Raw genomic sequence first — 21579 nt, 5'->3', positions numbered from 1 at the left:
GAGCCGAAAGCACTTCTTGAAAATATCCACATTGTTCAAAATCGGAATCTGTGTTCAACTCCTTTTGTCTATGGTGATATTGATAAGCTGAAGCAAGTCATCTTAAATCTTTGCAAGAATGCATTTGAAGCCATGACAGCAGGTGGAACATTGACTATTTCAAGTGATGAGGAAGATGGTCAATTGATCCTATCGATTGGAGATACAGGGAAAGGCATGTCTTTACAGCAAGTCAACCAAGTATTCATGCCATTCTTCAGTTCAAAAGCTGGAGGAACAGGCTTAGGATTGCCGTTTGTCCTTAAAACAGTGGAAGAGCATGGAGGGACCATTTCAGTCGAAAGCGAAGTTGGCAGAGGGACTAGGTTCCTGTTGAAATTTCCTCGTGCAGCCAATGCTGCAATCGAGTTGGAAAGTATTAAGCAAACTGTCGTATCGTAGTAACTTTGACAGTCGCCCGAAACAGCCAGTATAATAGTGTTATCTAGGTTGAAATAGAGGGTGGATTTGGAAGTGGAGAGAGAAGAGATTGAACGCGCGTTAAAGCTATTTATTGTTCTTAGCCGGGCTAGCAAGGTGATTTCGGAAGAGGCCAATAAATTAATTGAAACGTATGGATTGAATCCGACAGAATTTGCTGTTTTGGAATTACTGTTTCATAAGGGCAGGCAGCCTATACAAAAAATAGGGCAGAAAATATTGCTTCGCAGTGGCTCTATGACATATGTGGTCGATAAATTGGAGAAAAAGGGCCTCTTAAAGCGGGTTTTTTGCGAGGAAGATAAGCGGGTCACCTTCATGGAGATCACAGAGGAAGGCAGAGAATTGATTCATTCGATTTTCCCGTCTCACGCGAAGAACATGCAAACTATCATGTCTGGATTAACGTCAGAAGAGCAGGAGCAGGCGATTCATCTTCTACGGAAGTTAGGACTGTCCATTAAAGACCTGTCTATGTGAGTAATTCCAAAGTAGAGGAGCTCTGTCAAATGTGATGAGACAATCACGTTTGACAGAGCTCCTTTTTGATTCATATTATTTAGCTTGAATGGTTTGGCCCATTTTTATAAAGTCAGCACCAAGATCATCTCCAGGTGTGTCGAAAATGGTCAATCTAACGAGTAGATCGCCTTTAACAAATACGACGCCTGTTGTAGAAACTTCATCCGTTTTGGAGTTAAATGCGACCGCATTCTCAATGCCTTCCCCAGATGGAAGCAAATTGGCATCTGTCACGTTTTGTACATCCTCTTCTGTCGATGCCTTCACGAGCTCCTGTGAGTTGGCTACCCAATCATCATAGCTTTCTCCATCATTCGGTTTCGTTTCAATTCGCATAAACGCTTCAGAGTTTTTATCGGAATATAGAACATCCCGGCCAGGTTCTTCAGCCGTTAATGTAAATCCTGATAAAACTTGCATCGTATAGTTCTGTTCATCGCTTGTTACGGACTCCGCATTATCTAACGCATTGTCTTTCTGTGCATCTTCGGAGGCTGGCGTGCCGTTTTCTTCTGACCCTTGATCTGTCACCACTTGATCGGGTGCAGTTGAACCTTCATCCGGCGTAGAGCTGTCCTTGTCGGTTCCGCATGCTGTTAGAAATAGGGCTGCTGCAATTCCGGTTGATACTAGTTTCCAATTGAGTTTCATAGAAAATCCCTCCTATATGTTGTATTGGACGTAATGAAAACGAAAATGTTTCACTCGTCACTTCCGTGTAGAATGGTATACCTTTTATGGTTGACTACAGTTTTCTCTTCCAATCCTAAATCGTTGAAGTTTTCCATGAAAGTTAGGTCGACGATAACCGAGTTTTCGTTTACTTTCTCCACAATCCCTTTCAGGCCGTCTTTGAACTCTATAATGTTGCCTACTTCTGCAATTTTCATAACATCCAACTCCTTGTGGCTTGAATTCTTCTATAGTTTGCCTTAAAAATTGCAAAACGTAAAGTGTTTTATTAGGTAATCATTTTACAACCAAAAATGAATAGATAAATACATAGAAGTTTGTCGTATTATGTCAAAAAATTTTCATCACTTTTCAATTTATTTAGTGTATAATGATTATTTAGGTACTTGTTGTTTGAAGGGGGAAGAGCCTTGCCATTTAGTTTGGAGGAGGAAATCGAATCCGTACGAAACCAGTTGATCCGATCTGCAGAACAGGAAGGGCTCACCTCTAAAGAGACGATTAAGCTGAGCAAGAAGCTTGATTTCTTATTGAACAAATTCGGTGTATCTTTGGAAGCGTATACGGAGCAGAAATAAGATATGTTGTGAGGGGATGATGAAAAATGACTACAATCGCAGAGTTTAAAAAAGAATTGAATCAGGCAATCATCGGTCGTGAAAAAGAATTTAATATGATGCTGATCGCATTGTTGCAACAGGGGCATGTTCTTTTGGAGAGTGTTCCGGGTTCTGGGAAGACGATGATGGCCAAGAGCTTCGCCAATGCTTTTAAGGGGCTGTTCAAAAGGGTTCAATTCACACCCGATGTGTTGCCATCAGATGTGACAGGAATCCGTTTCTATAATCCGCAGACACAGGACTTTGTATTAAAAGAAGGACCGGTTTCCACTAATATACTTTTAGCAGATGAAATAAACCGGGCAACACCTCGAACGCAATCGAGCCTCCTGGAGGCAATGGAGGAAAGACAAGTTACGATTGATGGCGAAACAATGAAATTGCCGACTCCTTTTATGGTCATTGCTACGCAAAACCCAATTGAATCCCAGCAGGGCACTTTTCCACTGCCTGCAGCGCAATTGGATCGTTTTCTTTTCAAATTGGTTATCGATTATCCTACTTTTGAAGAAGAACATGAAATTCTCAGGCAATATAGCAAGGCGCCCGGTGAAATTCGGACAAAAGCGCTGATTGATACAGCAACTGTAGCGGAGTGGTCGAAAAAGGCTTCGGATGTCATGGTGCATGAAGACATTGAGCGGTATATATTAAAAATTGTACGTGCCACAAGGGAGCATCCTTACTTGGAGTTAGGGCTAAGTTCTCGTGCGGCGCTAGCGATTTTGCAAGCGTCCAAAACATATGCATTTCTTAACGGCAGGGATTTTGTCACGCCTGACGATATTAAAACAATTTTACCTTCTGCTGCATTGCATCGAATGGAATTGTCAACAGAAGGAGTATTAACAAAAAGTTTGCACGACCTTTTGGACGAAATCGTCTTTTCCATACCGGCTCCGATTGAGGCGACAGTCTAATGACCTGGATACGGTACGAAAATGGTTTTAAGTGGATTTATAATGGAATGATAATTACTTTTACACTTTTCCTTTTTTCTTTCATCTTAGGACAGGAGTTGCTGGGGGCTTGCTTTGGAGCTGTATTTGCTATGCTTGGCTTCCAAAATTACTATTTTTCCAAGGTTGGAAAGGAAGTCACCTTTCAATTGCAGGGAAAAGGAAATCGTTATCTTGTTGGAGATGAAGAAGAACTTGTATTCCTCTTTGAAAATGGGGGAGTTCCCATATGGAACGGAACTTTGAAATTATCAATTGAAGATGCAGTCGCTCCTAGGGAAGATAATATAAAACATTTCAGCGGGATTTACGATATATCGGTTCCATTTGCCATTGGCCAAAATAAAAGAATAGAATTGCGAATTCCTTTAGAAGGTAAGAAGCGTGGGCTGTCACGGATTACCCGTGTCATTCTTGAAATACCACATTTATTTGGAGACGGTTCTGTCATGATGGAATTAAATGAACCGGTCCGTTTCGAAAATCTGGTTTATCCAAAAGTGAAAAAGAGAGAGGATCATTTGCAGTCTTCTCCTTTCCGTCCAGGTGAATTCGACCAGAGACGCTCACTTTATCAAGATGTCTTTCAACCAATTGGCACGAGGGATTATGTGCCGACTGACCGTTTTGATCAAATCCATTGGACAGCAAGTGCAAGGATGCAGAAGCTGCAAACAAAGCAATTTCTGCCTGTTAGCGACCGAACCGTCATTTTACTGCTTAATGTAATTGAAAAAGACCACAGGTCACAAGAGTTTGAGGAGAAAGTGGAACGTCTGGCGTCCTACGCAGAATATTGTGAGTCTCATAATATACCATACTCGGTAGCTATTAATATACATACGTTTGCGTCTACGCCGTATTTTTATTTACCGAATGGAATTGGGAAAGTGCAATTTTTGCGTACACTGGAAACTTTGGCGCGACTATCCGAAAAACATGCGAAGATGCCATTTGAGACAATGCTACTGAATTTAGAGTCTAAAGGCAAACTCCCCGATACGATTGTGATGATCAGCCATGAAAGTCCAAAAATAAAAGCATTGATCAAAAACTGGTCTAAAAAGTATGTTGTGAAGTTGGATGCTATTGCAGAAAAAGGGGATGACGAAGAATGGAACAAAGAACAACTGGACGAGACGGGAACCGATTCTTGATTTCCGAGCGGCTGACAGTTGAATTGTTTTTGCTCGTCTATGTATTCGTCTTTTTCTTAGGAGAAACAACTACTGGAACTCCGTATATTTGGCTCCTGCTAGCCATAGCTGGCGGCATTCTGTCCTATATCATTTTTCAAAAGAGAGATTACTCTCTGCCTTTAGGATTACTTATTAGTCTGGCTGTCACGTTGCCATTGCTCTTATTTAACACACCTCTATTAAATGTCATCATATTTTTCGTTTTTACTTTTTGGAGGGTTCAGGCCAATTTTAGTGATACTAAAATAATGGGATGGCCATTCCTTTTTGTTAATACGGTCGTATTTGTCGGATTCTATTTTCTTGTGCGAATGATGTTTATTTACCATAACGTATTTGAACTGCTGGATCAGTTGGCGTTTCTTTATTTGGCTACCTCCTTTTTGTACTTTTTAACACGTCTTTTGACTATATGGATTACAAGTATGAAAACGGGTAATTTCCAAATGAAAGAAGCTGGTAAGGTTTTTGGATACATTACCGGATTTGGTGTAGCTGTTTACTTAATTGTTTACTTCGGAATGGATTTGATCCGAACAGGAATTGCAGGTGTATTCGGTTTTCTGTTTGGTAGTGTATTCCGTTCGTTTGGTATTTTTATGGAGCCTATTTTAGATTTTCTCAAAAATGGAGCAGAAACATTTATAGAGGAAAATTTAGAGGAAGAAGATCATTTTGTTGATTTTCGAATGGATGAAGAAGCAACGGTGTTTGGCAACTCTGGCAGCATGTTTGAAACAGTCATTTTTATCACGGTGATGATCCTATTAGTGGCAGTTATGATTTATTTGATACGTAAAAAGAGACAGGGACGTGACCAGAAGAAAGAAGTAAACTATTCCTTCGCATTCCGAGGCAGAAAAGACCGCCTGGCGAAGGAGGGCCGATTAAGCTATGACTATTCAGCTGCAAAAGACGAAATCCGCAAGACATTTGAACGTTTTGAAACAGAAGCACAGCAGAAGGACATGTCCAGAATGCGCGGTGAAACGATTTCTGAATGGTTTGGGCGTATGGGCTGGGGGAATAATAAACCCCTTTTCGATATTTATAACAACGTTCGATATGGTTCCCGTCCTCCCACGGAATCTGACTTTCAGCTTTTCTTAACTGAAATCGAAAAAATTAAAGATAAATATTTTAAAAAAGATGTTTAAAGTTGTTTCAAGCGGGGGATATTATAATTGAACACAGCAACATTCTCATTTCCCCCTTTTGAGGACGGATCCTACTTATAGGTTCTGTCCTCCTTTTTTTTATTTTTCGATTAGTGAAGGAATTGGTTTTCTGGTACGATAGAGAAAAGAACCGATTGGAGGAGAGCGGGAATGCAAAAGAAAATAGGGTTTATCGGCACCGGTGTGATGGGAGCGAGTATCGTTCGCCATTTGCTCAAAGCAGGGCATGAGGTATCCATTTTTACAAGAACTGCTGAAAAAGCTGCGCCACTTGTTGATGAAGGAGCCAAATGGGTTTCATCCCCAAGGGAGGCTGCTGTTGAAGCGGATATGGTTTTCACAATGGTCGGTTATCCTCATGATGTGGAGGAAGTATATTTTTCGGATAATGGTGTTTTTGCAGGAGCTTCAAAGGGGCAGATCTTTATAGATATGACGACATCCAGTCCTACATTGGCGATAAAAATTGCCAAAGAAGCGGAGAAGCTCGGAATGCATGCAATGGATGCCCCTGTTTCAGGAGGCGATGTGGGAGCTAGAAATGGGACCCTTTCGATTATGTGTGGAGGGGATAAGGAAACGTTCGTAAGTGCTTTGCCTGTTTTGGAGATATTCGGTGCTCAAATTGTATATCAAGGAAAAGCCGGTGCTGGACAGCATGCCAAAATGTGTAATCAAATTGCGATTGCAACCAATATGATCGGCGTTTGTGAGTCCTTGGCGTATGGCAAAAAAGCGGGTCTTGATTTAGACACGGTTCTTGAGTCGATTTCCTCTGGAGCTGCAGGTTCTTGGTCACTGTCCAACCTGGCGCCACGTATGCTGAGCGGTAATTTTGAGCCAGGATTCTACATAAAACACTTTCAAAAGGATATGGACATTGCGCTTCAGGAAGCCGAAGCGATGAATCTGCGCCTGCCTGGGCTTTCCCTTGCACGAGAAATGTATGATGATCTGGTTGCGGAAGGGTATGGATCAAAAGGGACGCAAGCACTTTACTTGGCATATCTTGATTGATTAATAGAAAAAGGCTTTCTGTTCGATGTAATGACAGAAAGCCTTTTTATATGCTGAAACTTATGTTTCGGCAGATTTGGTGAGTAAAGGGGAGAAGTGGTTATTTTACGAATCAAAATAAGAAGAACGGAAACGGCTAGTATTTGACATAGGGGAACGTTCCATTTTCTGTGGTTTTCTCTGAGGTTGTTTAGACGGTTCTTGCATCGGATGGACATACTTGTCCAAAATCATACGTGCTGTTCGTAAATTCATTCTTTCCTTTGGATTCCGATAGGTTTGATCCTGTTCACCGAGATGGGGCAATGTGTCAAAGTCGTTTTTCTCAGGTAGCGTGTGAAAAAGAAAATCTCCACACTCAACAAGTACAGTGGAGCTTTGTTTACTATATTGCGGATTCTCTACAAAATGCAGTCCTATTTTTTGAGCTTTCCCTTCATCCAATAATTTTTTGATGGCCTCATTTTTCAACTGATATAGTGCTTTTTTATCAATTGCTGTTTTTGCGTGGCGGTTAATTGTATAAATGGCTACAGCCAAATTGTGTGGTGTAAGACGATTATCCATAATATTCTCCTCCCTTCATTAAATGATTATTGTAATCCCATCATAATGGTATATTTGCATTTTGCCAAACTGATGTCGAAAAAAAGATCAAGGGGTAGTGAATTCTCTATATTTTTGTCGATATTAAAGGTATACTTGAAAAATAGTGAGGGGAAAAGTGGTTACAAGTCAATATTTTTCAAATTAAACCAATTGAGAAAGCAAGCTGTACCAGTTTGTGCATACATGGAGGCATTCATGGGAAAATTAGTTTTGCAAGATTCATACATACAATACATGGAGACTTATGTCACTGCCCATCCATATTCACTCTTATTCTTAATTGGGAAAAAAGATGCAGAGGATTATTTGGTTCTTGAAATGAATGAGGCGGCACTTCGTCATTTTCCTGATGTGGAGACAGCAACTGCAGCTGCACGGTTTGGTTCGCTTTGGCACCCTTTGAAAGACCTTGTGGTTTCAAAAGATGTTCATGCGCATCGTACCATAATCTGTCACCCGATCTCGAATGAAATGTTCGAAGTGGCGTATGTTCCGATTGAGACAGAATCATACGAGCAGTTATTCTGGATTGAACTGCGTTTCCATGACGAGTTGGCAAAAGAACGTAAAGAAAGAGAGCGAATCCATCAAAAATATACTTCATTGATAGAAGATAATTTGGATCCCATTATTACGGTGGACTGTCAGAATGATATCATTGATTCGAACCGAGCAGTTTACAGTGCGTTCGGCTACCATGCGAAGGATCTAGTAGGCAAAGACATCGGTGAATTATTCGCGGCAGATCAGCGGGAAGCGTTCACACAACTATTCTCCAAAGCACTGAAAGGCGAATCATTGGAGATGGATGGCAGTTTGTTTTGCCATAAGTTGGGTCATTATTTACCTGCCTATGTTAAGACTCTCCCGGTCTCGGTGGATGAAGAAACGATCGAAATCCATCTCATTTTACGTGATACATCTATTCATTCAAAGAATAATGAAAAGCTTCTCTTTTTATCGTATCATGATCAATTGACGGGCTTATGGAATCGGAAAGCATTGAAAGAACATTTTGATGAGGATTCTGAGTATGCGTTGAAAAGTGAAGAGCATCTGGCATTTATCCATGTGGATTTGGACCGGTTTTCTACCATTAATGAAGCACTCGGTAGAACGGGTGCCGATGAAATACTTAAGAAAATTACGGAACGGATCAAAGTGATCTGTCCCCGATCAGGGAAATTGTATCGCAATGGCGGAGATGAATTCATTATTACAATGCGAAGCCATTTGTTAACAGATGTAGAGAAGTTCTCCCAAAAGATTTTGAGTGATTTCAGCAGGCCGTTTTATTATCACCATCAGGAATATTTTTTATCCGCGTCAATCGGGATAGCTGTTTTCCCTGAAAACGGAAAGTCTTTGGAAGAATTGCTTCATAAATGTGAGCGGGCCATCCAATATGTGAAAGATCGGGGAAGGGCACATTATCGTTTTTATCAAAAAGAAATGAATACAGCATTTCCGGATACAGCAGTTATGGAGGCTCATCTTAGACGTGCCATTGAGTTTGAAGAGCTGGAGATTCATTATCAACCGCAAGTAAATTTGAAATCAGGCCATATTAGTAGTTTTGAGGCGTTGCTACGGTGGAATAATCGTAAATTTGGTTTTGTGTCACCTGCCACATTTATTCCGATTGCGGAAGCATCCGGGTTAATTCATCAAATCGGGGAATGGGTATTGGATCGGGTTTGTTCCCAATTGAAAGAGTGGTCTGCAAAACAGTTTAGGCCGGTGCGGATTGCCGTTAATATTTCTCCACAGCAATTTCAAACGGGCAATCTGGCAGACAATGTAAAAAAAATTATCCGTTCTCATGGAATACAACCCTCATCGTTGGAAGTAGAGATTACGGAAAGCGCGTTAATGCATATGAATGACACGCTAGCTACCTTAAATGAGCTGAAAAGCATCGGCGTGACAATATCAGTAGATGATTTTGGCACAGGATATTCCTCTTTAAGTTACTTGAAGTCATATCCGATCGATATTATCAAGATAGATCGTTCATTTGTCAAAGATATTGAAAGTGATGAAAAAAACGAGGCGATCGCAAAAACGATTATCAATCTTGCCCATAATCTCGGCATGGAAGTCATCGCCGAAGGGGTAGAAAAGGATTTGCAAGCGAAGATATTAAAGGACGCCCACTGCCATAAAGCGCAAGGTTTCCTCTTCAGCAAAGCAATTCCTGCCAAAGAAGTTGTGGAAAAGTATTTCAAAGAATTTTGATAAGGAACTGTCTGGGTTGTTAGGATTCAGGCAGTTTTTTTATGTCTTATTTAGGCCATGTGGTTAAATGAAACAAGGATCGAAAATTCATCCAGTATATGCTAATATAGTGAGTGAAGATTCATTCATAAAGGGGGAATAGAAATGTTTACAGGTAAGGTGATTATTGTCACTGGCGGTTCAAGCGGAATGGGGAAGGCGATGGCCGCAAAGTTTGTGCAAGAGGGAGCAGACGTCATCATTACAGGACGAGACGTGGATCGGCTTCAGGCAGCTAATGAAGAAATGGGAGGCAAGGCTTCCGTATTTCAAATGGATGTCCGTGACGTTGAATCAGTGCAAGCTATGGTCAATTTCGCCGATGAGAAGTTTGGTAAAATTGATGGGCTGATCAATAATGCTGCCGGGAATTTCATTGTCCATGCGGAAGAGCTGTCGCCAAATGGATGGAAAGCAGTTATCGATATTGTACTGAATGGTACGTTTTACTGTTCTAGCGCGGTCGGAAACTATTGGATCAAGAAAGGGATGAAGGGATCCATTTTAAATATGTTGGCGACGTATGCCTGGGACGCAGGTCCAGGCGTTGTACATTCGGCTGCCGCGAAAGCAGGGGTCATGTCATTAACCAGAACACTCGCTGTAGAGTGGGGGAGGAAATATGGCTTCCGAGTCAACGGAATTGCACCTGGTCCTATCGAGCGTACCGGCGGAGCGGAGAAGCTGTTTCAATCAGAGAAGGCGAAGGAACGAACGATTCAATCTGTCCCACTTGGCCGAACAGGAACACCGGAAGAGATCGCTGAGCTGGCCGCATTTATTATGTCGGACAAAGCATCTTATATGAATGGTGAAATTGTTACATTGGACGGCGGCCAATGGCTTAATCAATATCCTTTCTAAAAAAATGGATAAGTCTTGCCTTTTCGCACATGCTAATGCACACGATTAGTTGCAGGAGGATGGTTGAAAGTGGCATATTACTTTTTTGATGTTTGGGTAATCCCGACATTGCTTGTCGTCGGCATTATTATCTGGATTGGGACGAAGGCAGTCCGTAAGCTGAACATGCCGAAAGTTGTCTTAAATGAAAGGGACCGCCCCATCCCGGATGTTGTAAAGGAACATCCTTTCACAGTCAATCCGATTTTGTGGGTCATTTTGGTAAGTTCTATCTTTATTTTAATCGTTATCTTTTATTACTGGGCCTCTTCTTCTTATTAGAAGGGGCTTTTCTTTTTTGCTTGTATATCTGTAAATGTCTCGTTTTGAACTTATTGACAGAATGATGCCCCATTTCTCACTATCTATAGTTGGAAAATTCCACGAGCAGATGGGGTGGTACATATGGTATGATAAGGGAGGAAATATGATATTGAATAGTTTAGATAGAGAAGGAGCGGATTTATCTTGATTTCTGTCAACAACAGGGATTTTCTTTTTATGCCGATTGCAGAGTATCTGATCCCAGCTGAGAAAGTTGCTCATGTGCAGATTGGCAATTTTGCGGAACACGCCCTTCTTGTCCTTACCAAAACAGGTTATTCGGCCATTCCAGTACTAGATTCCCAAAATCGTTTGAAGGGTCTGCTAGGAATCGGGATGATCACGGATGCGATATTAGGCTTGGAACGAATTGAATATGAACGACTTGAAACGATTAAAGTCGATGAAATCATGCAGACTGATATTCCAAACGTGAAAACGACAGACCGTTTTCAAAAAGGCTTGGATTTACTGATAAACCACCCTTTTCTTTGTGTAACTGATGACGATGGCGTTTTTGCAGGCATATTAACAAGAAGAGTTGTTCTCAAGCAATTTAAAAAATTTATATATACAACTCCGTGATCACTGATAACATTGTCTGAAACGATCTTCAGTTCCTTTTGCGAACGGACGGATAGGATGAGATCATAGGCTCCGTAATGGAGCCTTTTATTATTTGTAGAGCTGTCAGAAGACAGCCCTTTGTTCCAGAAGGAACGGAATTATATTGTTTTCCTAAAGGAGTTGGATAGTAGTAATGAAAAATGTGCAAAAGACAACGAAACGCCCTCTTGTATTAGTTTCCGTCATGCTGGCCATGTTTGTAGGAGCAGTGGAAGCAACCATTGTTTCAACTGCCATGCCCGCAATTGCCTCAGATTTAGGAGGTTTTTCCCGATATAGCTGGATTTTTTCAGCCTATTTGCTGATGAGTACTGTTACCGTGTTAATTTACGGAAAATTGGCTGATCTATTTGGAAGAAAGCCGATTTTTTTTATCGGATTGACGATTTTCTTAGTGGGATCTATCCTTTGTGGAACTGCGGGTTCAATGGAGCTGTTGATCGTCTACCGGCTTATTCAAGGATTAGGCGCGGGGGCTGTAATGCCAATTGCGACGACGATTGTCGGTGATATTTATTCGACAGAAGAAAGGGCAAAAATACAAGGATATTTATCAAGTGTTTGGGGGATTTCAGCTGTATCAGGTCCGGTCATCGGTGGTATGATCGTCGAGTATTTGGATTGGGCCTACGTGTTTTGGGTGAATGTACCGCTCGGCTTGCTCGCAATGGCAGGGATTTATTTCTTTCTACATGAACCAAAGGTTGAGGGGAAAGCTGTCATCGATATGAAAGGCGCTATTCTATTAACAAGTTCCCTATCCATTATCCTTTATTGGCTTGTAGAAGGGGGACAATCCTTTCAACGGATTTCTGCTATCAGTTTAGGCATATTGATCGTTGGTCTCGTTATACTCATTTTATTTGTTTTTGTTGAGCGAAAAGCAGAAAATCCGATGCTTCCCTTTACATTGTGGAAGAATCCAATCATTTTATACGCAAATATCGTTTCGTTGACGACGGGTGTCATATTAATTGGCGTTTCTTCTTATTTGCCGACATATGTCACAGGTGTCATGGAACAGCCGGCTATAATCGCGGGCTTTACATTAACCGCCATGTCGATCGGATGGCCGATCTCGTCTTCTGTGGCTGGGCATTTATTGCTTCGGTATGGTCCCTTTCCTGTTTCCTTTGCGGGAGGGATTTCGTTAGTAGTCGGTTCGGTTTTATTCGTCTTGATGAGCGCTGGGTCAGGTCCGTTATGGGCAGCGGCTTCGAGTTTTTTCGTTGGTGTTGGAATGGGACTGACTAGTACTTCTTTTATTGTAACCATTCAAGGGGCTGTTTCACGAGCTGAAAGAGGAGCAGCTACGGCTGCCAATATGTTTATGCGAAACTTTGGAAATACAGTAGGTGCCGCAATTTTTGGCGCTGTTCTGAACAGTTCATTAATGTCGTTTTTTTCTAACCAACATGTCGACTATGGCGTGAATGATATTAACGCATTGCTGACAGAAGAAACGAGACAGCAGCTTCCAGTAAAGGAGCTTGCAGAATTACAAGCAGGCCTCGACCATTCGCTACAATGGGTGTATGGGACGGTAGCTCTGTTTGCAGTCATTAGCTTACTATTTATTTTGCGGATACCGCGGGGAAAGGTGAACCTACATGACAACGACTGAATTGGAGATTATTAAAGCACTTTACGAGGAAGGAAATATGAGGAAAGCAGCTGAGCGGTTATTTTTGTCTCAGCCTGCGTTGTCCCAGCGTTTACAGACCATCGAAAAGGATTGGGGAACCTTACTGTTCGTCCGTTCTCAAAAAGGCCTGGAACCAACTCCAGCAGGAGAGCTTGTTATCGCATATGCCAATGACACCATCGCCAAGAAAGAAGAAACGGCTGAGATGATCGCCTCATTAGGCAATAAGGTATATGGTACTTTGAAAATTGCTTGTGCTTCCATTGTCGGTCAAACGTGGCTCCCCCAAGTGCTGAAAGAATATGTCAACTTGTATCCAGATGCCAAAATATCACTGATGACAGGTTGGAGTTCTGAGATTGTTAAAGCATTATATGAGGGAGAAGCCCATGTCGGCATCGTCCGTGGACAAGTCGATTGGAAAAGTAGAAAAACGTATTTGTTTCGTGACCAACTCTATCTGGTGGATAAAGAAATCAAATCTATTGAAGAATTGAAAAACAGCGAACGACCCTTCATTCAATTTAAAAGCGACTCAAATTACTATATGGAAATTCAAAGATGGTGGCAGCGTCATTTCTCCAAAAATCCCAAGAGGCAGATCACCGTCGATCAGATTGAAACATGCAAGCAGCTCGCATTAAATGGCATCGGGTATGCGATTTTGCCATCTATAACGCTGCACGGAGACGAAGATGTCAACATGATTCCTCTATTAAATAGTGAAGAAGAATTCGAACTGACTCGTGATACATGGCTTATTGGATATGATTCAACCTTTTCATTGAAACAAGTGGCCGCTTTTGCCCAAATTGTTGAACAGCGGGCTGATAAATTCAGAAAAGAAACAGAGTTGTAATTTAAGGGAACTTTAATTCTTTATTGACGTACTAATTAGGTAGATAAATAGAAATAAGCAATGGAGTCAATTGATGGGAGGATTATCGGAATGTTGAAAAATAGGTGGGGAATCGTTCTTTTGTTCATGTTCGCCTTATTGGCGACCCCGCTTACTCATGCAATGGCGGCACCTGAACTTCGTGCTACAGTTACCGCAGGTATAGATGGGAAAGCGAAATATGGCAGGGGAGCACCAGTGACAATTGTCATTGAAAACAAAGGGACTGCATTCAGCGGCGATGTCGTTATTGATTTGCTGCAATCGTATGATACCGGTATTGGGGAATCTTTCCCGCTAGATATCGGTGCGGGTGAGACGAAAACGATTTCTTTCGTTATACCACGAATGTTTGATTACAATATGTATGGATCTTCCAGTAATTCGAAGTCCATTCATTTTTATGAAGGTGGATGGAAAAAAGGGAAAGAAATTGACTATAAAGGTTCAAAACAAATTGTCACTGCAATGTATTACGATGATGTCAAATTGATCACGGCTTTCACAGGCAATATGGATCGCCTTGCCGGTTTGCGCGGAGTCAGATTTCCTAATACGTCTTCTACGCAGTTGATCGATGCCTCAAAGGTTGGTGTCAACCAGTTCCCGGAAGAAGCAGATGGCTGGGGGGCGACTGACTTTATCGTCTTCGATGAATATCCTGTAGCCGATTTACCACAGAAGGAACAGCAAGCGCTGGTGGAATGGGTGAATCAAGGCGGAATTGCTGTCTTCAGCGACTCGGATCAGTTAAGTGCGGAATCTGGTTTGTTTGCAGACTTGCTTCCTTTAGAACAAGAGGGTAAAGACAGTATCGATTCATCCGTCTTAAACAACTGGGCAAGCACGGAACAATTCGACAAGCCAATCACCTCTTCGAAAACATCCGTTCGTAAAGGCGCCCAAGTATTATACGGGTCGGGAACAGAGCCGTTAGCCGGCATCCGTGAAGTGGGTAAGGGAGCCGTTATCCAGACGTCTTTCTCGTTTGGAGATGAACCTTTTTCTAAAACCGCTGGAACGACGGCATGGTGGAATGCATTGCTAAATGCGCAAGTACAAAAAAATGTAGCAAACGGTCAAGGCTACTATGAAAATCCTTTGGAAGTAATTCGATATACAATCGGAAATGCGAATGAATTATTCCCTTCCTTTAAAGTATCTGCGCCATTATTAGTCGGAATTATCATTCTCTATATCATTATTATCGTTCCGGTCTTATACATTTTCCTGAAGAAGAAGGATAAACGGGAACACACTTGGTGGATTGTGCCGACAATAGCCATTATGACTTCTATCTTTATCTTTGCATATGGAGCAAAAGATCGGATTGGAAAAGCCCAACTGCAGCAGACTGCTCTCTTAAATGTCTTGCCCGAAGGTGGGATGGAAGGTTATTTTGTTGAGACGATCTTGACGAATAAATCAGGAGATTTCACATTCAGTGCCCCATCTACTACTACACTAAGCGCATCCTCCACAATGAATACGCTGTTTGGTCCAACTCAGATAGAAGCACATAAAACAGCAATGTTGGAAAGAGATGCAGCTGGCTCAAAAATGCATTTGCGCGATGTCGGCTATTGGAATGTTGCATCATTGGTAGGGAAAACTGCCGTTCCATCAGAGGGCTCTATCGAAACGGATCTGATCGTGCGTGATAAAGAGCTAACAGGAACCGTAACGAACCATTTTCCTTTTGCCTTAACTGACATTATTATCTGGTCGGGAACTAGACAAATCAAAGTCGGTGACCTCGGACCAGGGGAAACTGCAGATGTTAAAGAAACATTAAAAACATCAGCTCTTATTGCCAAAAGATCTTCAAATCAAATGTATTATGGACCAAGTCCAACCCAAAGTGACGACTTAATGGAAATGAGGAAAGAAAGCATCGTTACGTTCGCTGATTCGACTATGCCGACAGCCCCAGCTAAACCGATGATTTCCGGTTATACGGATACACAGCTTGTCGATGTCAATTTGGAAGATGTCAAAACTGCGAAAACATCCGCTTTAACGATGATTATGCAGCCAATTGAAGCGAAGGTTGAAATTAATGGCCTGTTCACCGTCGATCCCGAAGCTATGGCAGTTCAGCTTGTTTCGGAGACAAACAACTTCGAAGCTTCTTCTATCGGTTATCAGTCAGATACTTATTATTTTGATGAAGATGTTTATATTCAAACTTGGCAAATTCCTGAAGAACTGCTGAAACAGAAATTGGGCTGGAAGATGATTGAACTATCCAAGATTCAAACAGATCGCTATGAGGTCACCATCTGGAATAGCCAAACAGAACAATATGATGCACTTCCGGCAGATAAGAAAATCACCATTGATCAACCGAATCCCTATATTTCAGCGAATGGCCAAGTGAAGATTCGGATGGATTTCCATGATACACAACAAGGGACAGAGGCGCGGGCACCTCAATTAAAGGTTGAAGGCGAGGTGGCAAAATGATAGAGATCAAAGGACTCACTAAAAAATACGGCTCCTTTACGGCGTTGGATAATTTAAACTTAACTTTACATGAAGGCACAGTCTTCGGCTTCGTGGGTGCGAACGGCGCTGGGAAGTCGACTACTTTCCTTATCATGTCGACTTTATTGGAAGCCACTTCTGGAGACGTAATCATCGACGGCGTCAATGTAAGGGAAAAACCGGCTGCTGTCCGGCGATTGATCGGTTACATGCCAGATTTTTTCGGCGTGTATGACCAATTAAAAGCAGATGAATATTTGGATTTCTATGGAGCCAGCTACGGAATACCTGTGGAAGAAAGGAGAAAGCTAATTCCACAATTACTTGAACTAGTGAATCTAACCCATAAAAGGTATTCCTACGTAGATTTGCTGTCGAGGGGTATGAAGCAGAGACTTTGTCTGGCACGAAGTCTCATTCACGATCCGAAGGTTCTCATTTTAGATGAACCGGCTTCCGGATTAGATCCACGTGCACGAGTGGAAATGAGAGATATTTTAAAAACGCTAAAAAAGATGGGGAAGACTATATTAATTTCATCCCACATTCTTCCTGAATTAGCCGAGATGTGCGACGAGATCGGAGTAATCGATAACGGGAGATTGATCGCTCATGGTTCCGTTCCAGAAATTCAAGCCAAACTTCAAGGTGAAAAAGTAATTACAGTCAAAGTGCCAATTGATGCCGTCAGCAGGGCACTCTCATTTTTTGAAGAACAGCCTCATGTTTCTACTATTGAAATGCTTGAAACAGGTGATGGAATCACGTTTAAGTATTTGGGGAATGAAGTAAGCCAAATTTCTTTATTGCAACAAGCAGTCAAAAAGGAAATTCCGATTGTCTCATTCATGGAACATGTGACGAATCTTGAGGATGTCTTTATGGAAATAACGAAAGGAGCCGAGTGAAATGAAATTGATGGGTACAAATCCGGTTCTTTTCAAGGAGCTTAAATTAAGATTTAGATCGTTCAAGTCGTTCAATGGCATGCTGTTTTTCCTTTTGGCGATGTGCGTATTTGTCTTTGGATACATCTTCATGACCGTAACAGTATCGGGTACATCCTATTTCAGACCGAGTGAGAGTTTTGTGCTCTTCGCTTTCCTATCCTACATTCAATTAGGACTCGTCCTGTTCACGGCCCCTGGGTTGACGGCTGGAACAATCAGTTCTGAAAGGGAAAAGCAAACACTGCCGATCTTGTTGACGACTTCGCAAAGTTCGTTTCAGATCATTTCAGGAAAGTTATTATCCTCGGTAGCTTTTTTGCTATTTTTGATCCTAGCCGGAATGCCGGTATATAGTTTGGTATTTCTGTTTGGCGGTATTTCTCCTTGGGATTTCATTAGAATATTTTTATTCTTGTTTGTAATATTACTCGCCTTTGGCAGCATTGGTGTCATGTTCTCAACGCTAATTAGAAAAACGGTCGTTTCCATGATTGCCACTTATGGTACAATGCTATTCCTTTCAGTTGTGACCGGCTTTTTATTCATTATTACGATGCAAATGAAAATGATGAATCAAACAGGGACCGTTGTCACACCATCTTATATTGGCCATTTCTTAGCATCCATTAACCCGGGTGTCCTGTTTGCTTCATTTCTATCTCCTGGCGTTCGGGGAATGGTGGAAGAAATGACAAAAGTAGATTTTCCAATTTGGATTGGTTTTCTATTGTTTTATGGAGTAATTACCATTATCGCGATTTTGATCGCAGTGAAAAAATTACGTGTCAACACAAAGAGACAGAAGTGAAGGGAGATGGATGAATAGTGCGGAAAGGAATATTGCGTGACGTTATTCGCAAAGCCCAGAGGAAGCTTCAATTCGAAAAGACTGTTTATATGATACAGGCTGGATTGTTTTTATCGGTTCTAGGATCGGTCATTGTCATGGTTTCTTCCCGGCTGTTTGTCCTCCCTAACTATGCATGGTTTGCAATGGTCGCAGCAGGCTTGGTCCTTGCGGCGACAATTGTATATATCATTTTACGCAGAGTTACATACGAAGAGGCCAAATGGAGGCTGGATTATTATTTTCCGGACAATCTTCTTGTGACCGCAGTGGATGACAGGGTCGAAGAGTCATCGATGGGCCGGTTGTTAGTGCAACAGGCGGAAAACCAATCAAACGAGGCTCTACAACTTTTCAAGAAACGGAAAAAGAAGATATGGAATAGTGCTATGTTGATTAGTTTTTGCATCGCTTCTTTCGTCCTCAGTCTTCTCATTTTGTTTCCTTCAGAAGCACAGCTAGAGGCAAAGTCGGAAATGGCCGAAAAAGAAATTGTGAAAGAGTATACGAAAGAAATTGAGGAGCTGGCCAAAAAGCAAAAGACAGATGAAGTCAAAAAGGAGCTTGAATCCCTTGCGAAAAACTTGCGGGAGGCCGAAACGACTGAACAATTATTGAGAGAAGCAATTAAAAAACAAAAAGAATTAAAACTAAAGGAACAGCGTCTCGCGGAGAAGAGCCAATCCACTTCCGAGGATTTAGACGGATTGACAAATGACGAAAAGAAAGAACTGGAGGATCTCCAAAACCTTACGGATCAATTAGCTCGGAAGACAGGTGAGACACAAAGCGCATTAAATAAGATCGGCAAAGCGCCATCCTTACCTGCTCTGGCTTCCACAGGGAATAATCCGAATGGACAACAAAATGGTCAAGGTCAGCAAGGCCAGGGACAGCAAGGCCAAGGTCAGCAAGGCCAGGGACAGCAAGGTCAAGGTCAAGGTCAGCAAGGCCAGGGACAGCAAGGCCAAGGTCAAGGCCAAGGCCAAGGCCAAGGCCAAGGTCAGGGCCAAGGTCAAGGCCAGGGCCAAGGTCAGGGCCAAGGCCAAGGTCAGGGACAAGGCCAAGGTCAAGGTCAAGGCCAAGGCCAAGGTCAAGGCCAAGGCCAAGGCCAAGGCCAAGGCCAAGGCCAGGGACAAGGTCAAGGGGCAGGCTCAGGTGGTGGAGGCTCAGGAGGAAACGGAGCAGGCACGGGAAAAGGCGGCCGTGATCTTCTATCCATACCGTTTGACCGATTTGGTACCTCGGGAGACCCGTCAACGGTCAAGGGAGATTTGGGAAAAGGCAATTTCATTGAAGAAAACGAACGGGATGATTTAGTGGAGCGGGGTACTATCCGACCTTACGAAGAAGTGGTCGGTACGTATAAAGATTCGTATATACGAAGCACTGAAAAGATGGAATTGTCACCGGATTTACAAAGGATTCTATCTGACTATTTTTCGTCAATTGAATGAGAACGGGAGTTGTAGATATGTCATTCACACCTGAGCAGTTTGGAGAAATGAGCAGTAAATTAAGTGAAGTAAGAGAGGAAATCAGTACATTTATCGTCGGGCAGCAAGAGGCAATAGAATTCTCCTTGTTTTCAATTCTAGCTGACGGGCATGCTTTGCTGGAGGGGCTGCCTGGCTTAGGGAAAACGATGCTGATCCGCACGATTTCCGAAGTTTTGGATCTATCATTTTCCCGAATTCAATTTACACCTGATCTGATGCCAGCGGATATTACGGGAACTAGTATTTTGGAAAGAAGTGAAGACGGCACCCAGCGCTTTGTTTTCAAAGAAGGTCCTATTTTTAGCCAGATGGTCTTGGCGGATGAAATAAACCGTGCCACACCTAAAACCCAAAGTGCGCTACTAGAGGCCATGGGGGAGAAAACGGTGACAGTGATGGGAGAGACGAGAAAGATGGCACGGCCATTTTTCGTTCTAGCCACTCAAAACCCGATAGAAATGGAAGGCACCTATCCTTTACCGGAGGCCCAGATGGACCGTTTTCTATGCAAAATCATTTTGCCATACCCAACTAAGCAAGAAATGAAGGAGATTATGCTGCGCACAACGGGAGCCAGAAGTATCGCTGTCCGTAAAGTCATGCAACAAGAAGAAATATGTATTGCCCAGGAAATGGTCAAAGAAATTGTCGTTGCAGATGACATGATTGAGTACGCAGTCGATTTGGTCACCTCCACATATGAGAAAGAAGAGACCGGAGACATGTGGACGAAGTATGTTCAGTATGGAAGCGGGCCGCGGGGGTTGCAATCGATTATTCGACTGGCGAAAGCCAGGGCTTTTATGGCAGGACGGTTCCATGTTTCGATTTCTGATATTAAAGCGGTTGCGAAACCGGCATTGCGGCACAGAGTTCTTGTCAATTATGAGGGCGAGGCGGAAGGAATTAATGTCGACAGCCTGATTGACAAACTGGTGGAGGAAACGCGGCAAGGAGAAGCCTTGTAATGGCGGATTTATTTCCAGATAGTCTCGCTAACCGTCTAGGGCCATTGAAGATTGTGTCACGTTCTCGATACCTGGGCCATCATAAAGGAACGCATCGTTCAACAAAGACGGGCACGTCTCTCGAGTTTTCTGACTTTCGGGAATATCATCCAGGTGATGATCTTAGGCATATTGATTGGAATGTATATGCTCGAACGGATAAACCGTTTATTAAACAATTTCTGGATGAACAAGAGATGCGAATACACATTTTGTTAGACGGCACAAAATCTATGGGCTTTGAACAAAAGTGGGAATTTGCCCGGCAACTCGCCATCGGGATTGGTCAGATCGGTTTGAAGAGTGGTGATACAGTTACTTTTTCTTCGAAAAATGAACAACAAGAATATTTCTTTCGAAGAAAAGGAGCCTTGCAGCGTGCTGCTCTGAAAAAGTTTATTACCCAAATCGATCAACCGACATTACCTGGGGATTTTACAGATTATGCACTACGCCATATACCAAAGGCGGTCACGGTTTTATTTATAATTACAGACGGGCTCGAACCATTAGAAAAATGGGAGCGATTGTTTAAAAGACTTCCAGGAATTTGCAGGGATTGCCGTGTTATTACTGTGCATGACCCATTCGAGGAAGAGCCGCAGCTTCAAGGAGATATCCGTCTTCTTGATATAGAGACACAGCAAGCGGTGGAAGTAACGATGACTACAAGGTCCAAACAACTGTATATGGACCGGAAATCAGAACATGAATCAAAATTTTTAAGTTTGGCCAAAAAATATGGCATCCAGACCGTTCGGGCAGAAGTAGCTGAGGGAACTTTGAATACGGTAACGAAGAAAATGCGACATGTAGGCTGGGTACGGTAGGGAGTGAA

The 21579-nt window shown here is 42.4% G+C and carries 22 protein-coding genes; 19 read left to right on the top strand and 3 right to left on the bottom strand.

The window, feature by feature from the left end; translation table 11 throughout:
- On the top strand, window positions 1–441 hold a 441-nt coding region (locus NCCP2222_RS08810), incomplete at its 5' end, for a sensor histidine kinase (protein ID WP_248511554.1).
- Window positions 442–513: 72 nt separating this feature from the next.
- A complete protein-coding gene (locus NCCP2222_RS08805; protein ID WP_248511553.1) occupies window positions 514–960 on the top strand; it encodes a MarR family winged helix-turn-helix transcriptional regulator in 447 nt (148 codons plus the stop codon).
- Window positions 961–1035: 75 nt separating this feature from the next.
- Here the strand turns inward: NCCP2222_RS08805 and NCCP2222_RS08800 are convergent, their stop codons facing one another.
- Both NCCP2222_RS08800 and NCCP2222_RS08795 read right to left on the bottom strand, forming a co-directional pair.
- Complete coding sequence (locus tag NCCP2222_RS08800; RefSeq protein WP_248511551.1) at window positions 1036–1653, bottom strand: hypothetical protein; 618 nt, start codon at window positions 1651–1653, stop codon at window positions 1036–1038.
- Between the two features lie 50 nt (window positions 1654–1703).
- Window positions 1704–1892: a YkvS family protein gene (locus NCCP2222_RS08795; RefSeq protein ID WP_375709169.1), complete on the bottom strand. Its 189-nt coding sequence runs from the start codon at window positions 1890–1892 to the stop codon at window positions 1704–1706.
- 213 nt (window positions 1893–2105) lie between these two features.
- Here NCCP2222_RS08795 and NCCP2222_RS08790 point away from each other — a divergent pair, with 213 nt between their 5' ends.
- From NCCP2222_RS08790 to NCCP2222_RS08770, 5 genes are all read left to right on the top strand, one after another.
- Window positions 2106–2273 (top strand): aspartyl-phosphate phosphatase Spo0E family protein, encoded by a 168-nt coding sequence (locus NCCP2222_RS08790; protein WP_282570684.1) that lies wholly within the window; start codon window positions 2106–2108, stop codon window positions 2271–2273.
- Between the two features lie 26 nt (window positions 2274–2299).
- On the top strand, window positions 2300–3235 hold the full coding sequence (locus tag NCCP2222_RS08785) for an AAA family ATPase (RefSeq protein ID WP_248511549.1): 936 nt from the start codon (window positions 2300–2302) through the stop codon (window positions 3233–3235).
- Complete coding sequence (locus NCCP2222_RS08780) at window positions 3235–4431, top strand: DUF58 domain-containing protein (protein ID WP_248511547.1); 1197 nt, start codon at window positions 3235–3237, stop codon at window positions 4429–4431. Before NCCP2222_RS08785 ends, NCCP2222_RS08780 begins: the two co-directional genes overlap by 1 nt.
- The gene (locus NCCP2222_RS08775) at window positions 4389–5630 is read left to right on the top strand and encodes a hypothetical protein (RefSeq protein WP_248511545.1); all 1242 of its coding nucleotides are present in this window, start codon (window positions 4389–4391) and stop codon (window positions 5628–5630) included. The genes NCCP2222_RS08780 and NCCP2222_RS08775 overlap by 43 nt, the downstream gene beginning before the upstream one ends.
- 171 nt (window positions 5631–5801) lie before the next feature.
- Window positions 5802–6668, top strand: coding sequence for an NAD(P)-dependent oxidoreductase (locus NCCP2222_RS08770; RefSeq protein ID WP_248511543.1), 867 nt, complete (start codon window positions 5802–5804; stop codon window positions 6666–6668).
- A gap of 105 nt (window positions 6669–6773) precedes the next feature.
- Here NCCP2222_RS08770 and NCCP2222_RS08765 read toward each other — a convergent pair whose 3' ends face one another.
- Window positions 6774–7235 (bottom strand): YkyB family protein, encoded by a 462-nt coding sequence (locus NCCP2222_RS08765; RefSeq protein WP_248511541.1) that lies wholly within the window; start codon window positions 7233–7235, stop codon window positions 6774–6776.
- A gap of 237 nt (window positions 7236–7472) precedes the next feature.
- On the opposite strand from NCCP2222_RS08765, the gene NCCP2222_RS08760 reads away from it, so the two are divergent.
- The 12 genes from NCCP2222_RS08760 (at window position 7473) to NCCP2222_RS08705 (ending at window position 21571) form a co-directional block, all read left to right on the top strand.
- The gene (locus NCCP2222_RS08760) at window positions 7473–9515 is read left to right on the top strand and encodes a putative bifunctional diguanylate cyclase/phosphodiesterase (RefSeq protein ID WP_248511539.1); all 2043 of its coding nucleotides are present in this window, start codon (window positions 7473–7475) and stop codon (window positions 9513–9515) included.
- Between the two features lie 144 nt (window positions 9516–9659).
- Complete coding sequence (gene fadH / locus NCCP2222_RS08755; protein WP_248511538.1) at window positions 9660–10418, top strand: 2,4-dienoyl-CoA reductase; 759 nt, start codon at window positions 9660–9662, stop codon at window positions 10416–10418.
- A gap of 69 nt (window positions 10419–10487) precedes the next feature.
- Window positions 10488–10739, top strand: coding sequence for a hypothetical protein (locus tag NCCP2222_RS08750; RefSeq protein ID WP_248511537.1), 252 nt, complete (start codon window positions 10488–10490; stop codon window positions 10737–10739).
- Between the two features lie 186 nt (window positions 10740–10925).
- Window positions 10926–11366: a cyclic-di-AMP-binding protein CbpB gene (cbpB, locus tag NCCP2222_RS08745; RefSeq protein WP_248511536.1), complete on the top strand. Its 441-nt coding sequence runs from the start codon at window positions 10926–10928 to the stop codon at window positions 11364–11366.
- A 175-nt stretch (window positions 11367–11541) separates the two neighbouring features.
- Entirely contained in the window at window positions 11542–13032 is a 1491-nt protein-coding gene (locus NCCP2222_RS08740; RefSeq protein ID WP_248511535.1) for an MDR family MFS transporter, read from the top strand.
- Window positions 13019–13912 (top strand): transcriptional regulator CcpC, encoded by an 894-nt coding sequence (locus NCCP2222_RS08735; RefSeq protein ID WP_248511534.1) that lies wholly within the window; start codon window positions 13019–13021, stop codon window positions 13910–13912. Before NCCP2222_RS08740 ends, NCCP2222_RS08735 begins: the two co-directional genes overlap by 14 nt.
- Window positions 13913–14002: 90 nt before the next feature.
- Window positions 14003–16417 (top strand): hypothetical protein, encoded by a 2415-nt coding sequence (locus tag NCCP2222_RS08730; protein WP_248511533.1) that lies wholly within the window; start codon window positions 14003–14005, stop codon window positions 16415–16417.
- Window positions 16414–17346: an ABC transporter ATP-binding protein gene (locus NCCP2222_RS08725; RefSeq protein WP_248511531.1), complete on the top strand. Its 933-nt coding sequence runs from the start codon at window positions 16414–16416 to the stop codon at window positions 17344–17346. Before NCCP2222_RS08730 ends, NCCP2222_RS08725 begins: the two co-directional genes overlap by 4 nt.
- A gap of 1 nt (window position 17347) precedes the next feature.
- On the top strand, window positions 17348–18196 hold the full coding sequence (locus tag NCCP2222_RS08720; protein ID WP_248511529.1) for an ABC transporter permease: 849 nt from the start codon (window positions 17348–17350) through the stop codon (window positions 18194–18196).
- A 17-nt stretch (window positions 18197–18213) separates the two neighbouring features.
- Window positions 18214–19692: a hypothetical protein gene (locus tag NCCP2222_RS08715; RefSeq protein ID WP_248511527.1), complete on the top strand. Its 1479-nt coding sequence runs from the start codon at window positions 18214–18216 to the stop codon at window positions 19690–19692.
- Window positions 19693–19709: 17 nt separating this feature from the next.
- A complete protein-coding gene (locus NCCP2222_RS08710) occupies window positions 19710–20702 on the top strand; it encodes an AAA family ATPase (protein ID WP_248511525.1) in 993 nt (330 codons plus the stop codon).
- A complete protein-coding gene (locus NCCP2222_RS08705; protein WP_248511523.1) occupies window positions 20702–21571 on the top strand; it encodes a DUF58 domain-containing protein in 870 nt (289 codons plus the stop codon). The genes NCCP2222_RS08710 and NCCP2222_RS08705 overlap by 1 nt, the downstream gene beginning before the upstream one ends.
- The last annotated feature ends 8 nt before the right edge of the window (window positions 21572–21579 follow it).

The organism is Sporosarcina sp. NCCP-2222, from assembly GCF_023168145.1.
In the GTDB taxonomy this organism is placed as follows: Bacteria; Bacillota; Bacilli; order Bacillales_A; family Planococcaceae; genus Sporosarcina.
Note: the sequence above shows the minus strand (reverse complement) of the source record. Positions and strands in the feature narration are given on the sequence as shown.

Excerpts from the sequence above, each read along its gene's own strand:
- NCCP2222_RS08800 (WP_248511551.1), bottom strand. The coding sequence starts at position 1,653 with ATGAAACTCAATTGGAAACTAGTATCAACCGGAATTGCAGCAGCCCTA.
- NCCP2222_RS08795 (WP_375709169.1), bottom strand. The coding sequence starts at position 1,892 with ATGAAAATTGCAGAAGTAGGCAACATTATAGAGTTCAAAGACGGCCTG.
- NCCP2222_RS08785 (WP_248511549.1), top strand. The coding sequence starts at position 2,300 with ATGACTACAATCGCAGAGTTTAAAAAAGAATTGAATCAGGCAATCATC.
- NCCP2222_RS08780 (WP_248511547.1), top strand. The coding sequence starts at position 3,235 with ATGACCTGGATACGGTACGAAAATGGTTTTAAGTGGATTTATAATGGA.
- NCCP2222_RS08775 (WP_248511545.1), top strand. The coding sequence starts at position 4,389 with ATGGAACAAAGAACAACTGGACGAGACGGGAACCGATTCTTGATTTCC.
- NCCP2222_RS08770 (WP_248511543.1), top strand. The coding sequence starts at position 5,802 with ATGCAAAAGAAAATAGGGTTTATCGGCACCGGTGTGATGGGAGCGAGT.
- NCCP2222_RS08765 (WP_248511541.1), bottom strand. The coding sequence starts at position 7,235 with ATGGATAATCGTCTTACACCACACAATTTGGCTGTAGCCATTTATACA.
- NCCP2222_RS08760 (WP_248511539.1), top strand. The coding sequence starts at position 7,473 with ATGGGAAAATTAGTTTTGCAAGATTCATACATACAATACATGGAGACT.
- fadH (WP_248511538.1), top strand. The coding sequence starts at position 9,660 with ATGTTTACAGGTAAGGTGATTATTGTCACTGGCGGTTCAAGCGGAATG.
- NCCP2222_RS08740 (WP_248511535.1), top strand. The coding sequence starts at position 11,542 with ATGAAAAATGTGCAAAAGACAACGAAACGCCCTCTTGTATTAGTTTCC.
- NCCP2222_RS08735 (WP_248511534.1), top strand. The coding sequence starts at position 13,019 with ATGACAACGACTGAATTGGAGATTATTAAAGCACTTTACGAGGAAGGA.
- NCCP2222_RS08730 (WP_248511533.1), top strand. The coding sequence starts at position 14,003 with ATGTTGAAAAATAGGTGGGGAATCGTTCTTTTGTTCATGTTCGCCTTA.
- NCCP2222_RS08725 (WP_248511531.1), top strand. The coding sequence starts at position 16,414 with ATGATAGAGATCAAAGGACTCACTAAAAAATACGGCTCCTTTACGGCG.
- NCCP2222_RS08720 (WP_248511529.1), top strand. The coding sequence starts at position 17,348 with ATGAAATTGATGGGTACAAATCCGGTTCTTTTCAAGGAGCTTAAATTA.
- NCCP2222_RS08710 (WP_248511525.1), top strand. The coding sequence starts at position 19,710 with ATGTCATTCACACCTGAGCAGTTTGGAGAAATGAGCAGTAAATTAAGT.
- NCCP2222_RS08705 (WP_248511523.1), top strand. The coding sequence starts at position 20,702 with ATGGCGGATTTATTTCCAGATAGTCTCGCTAACCGTCTAGGGCCATTG.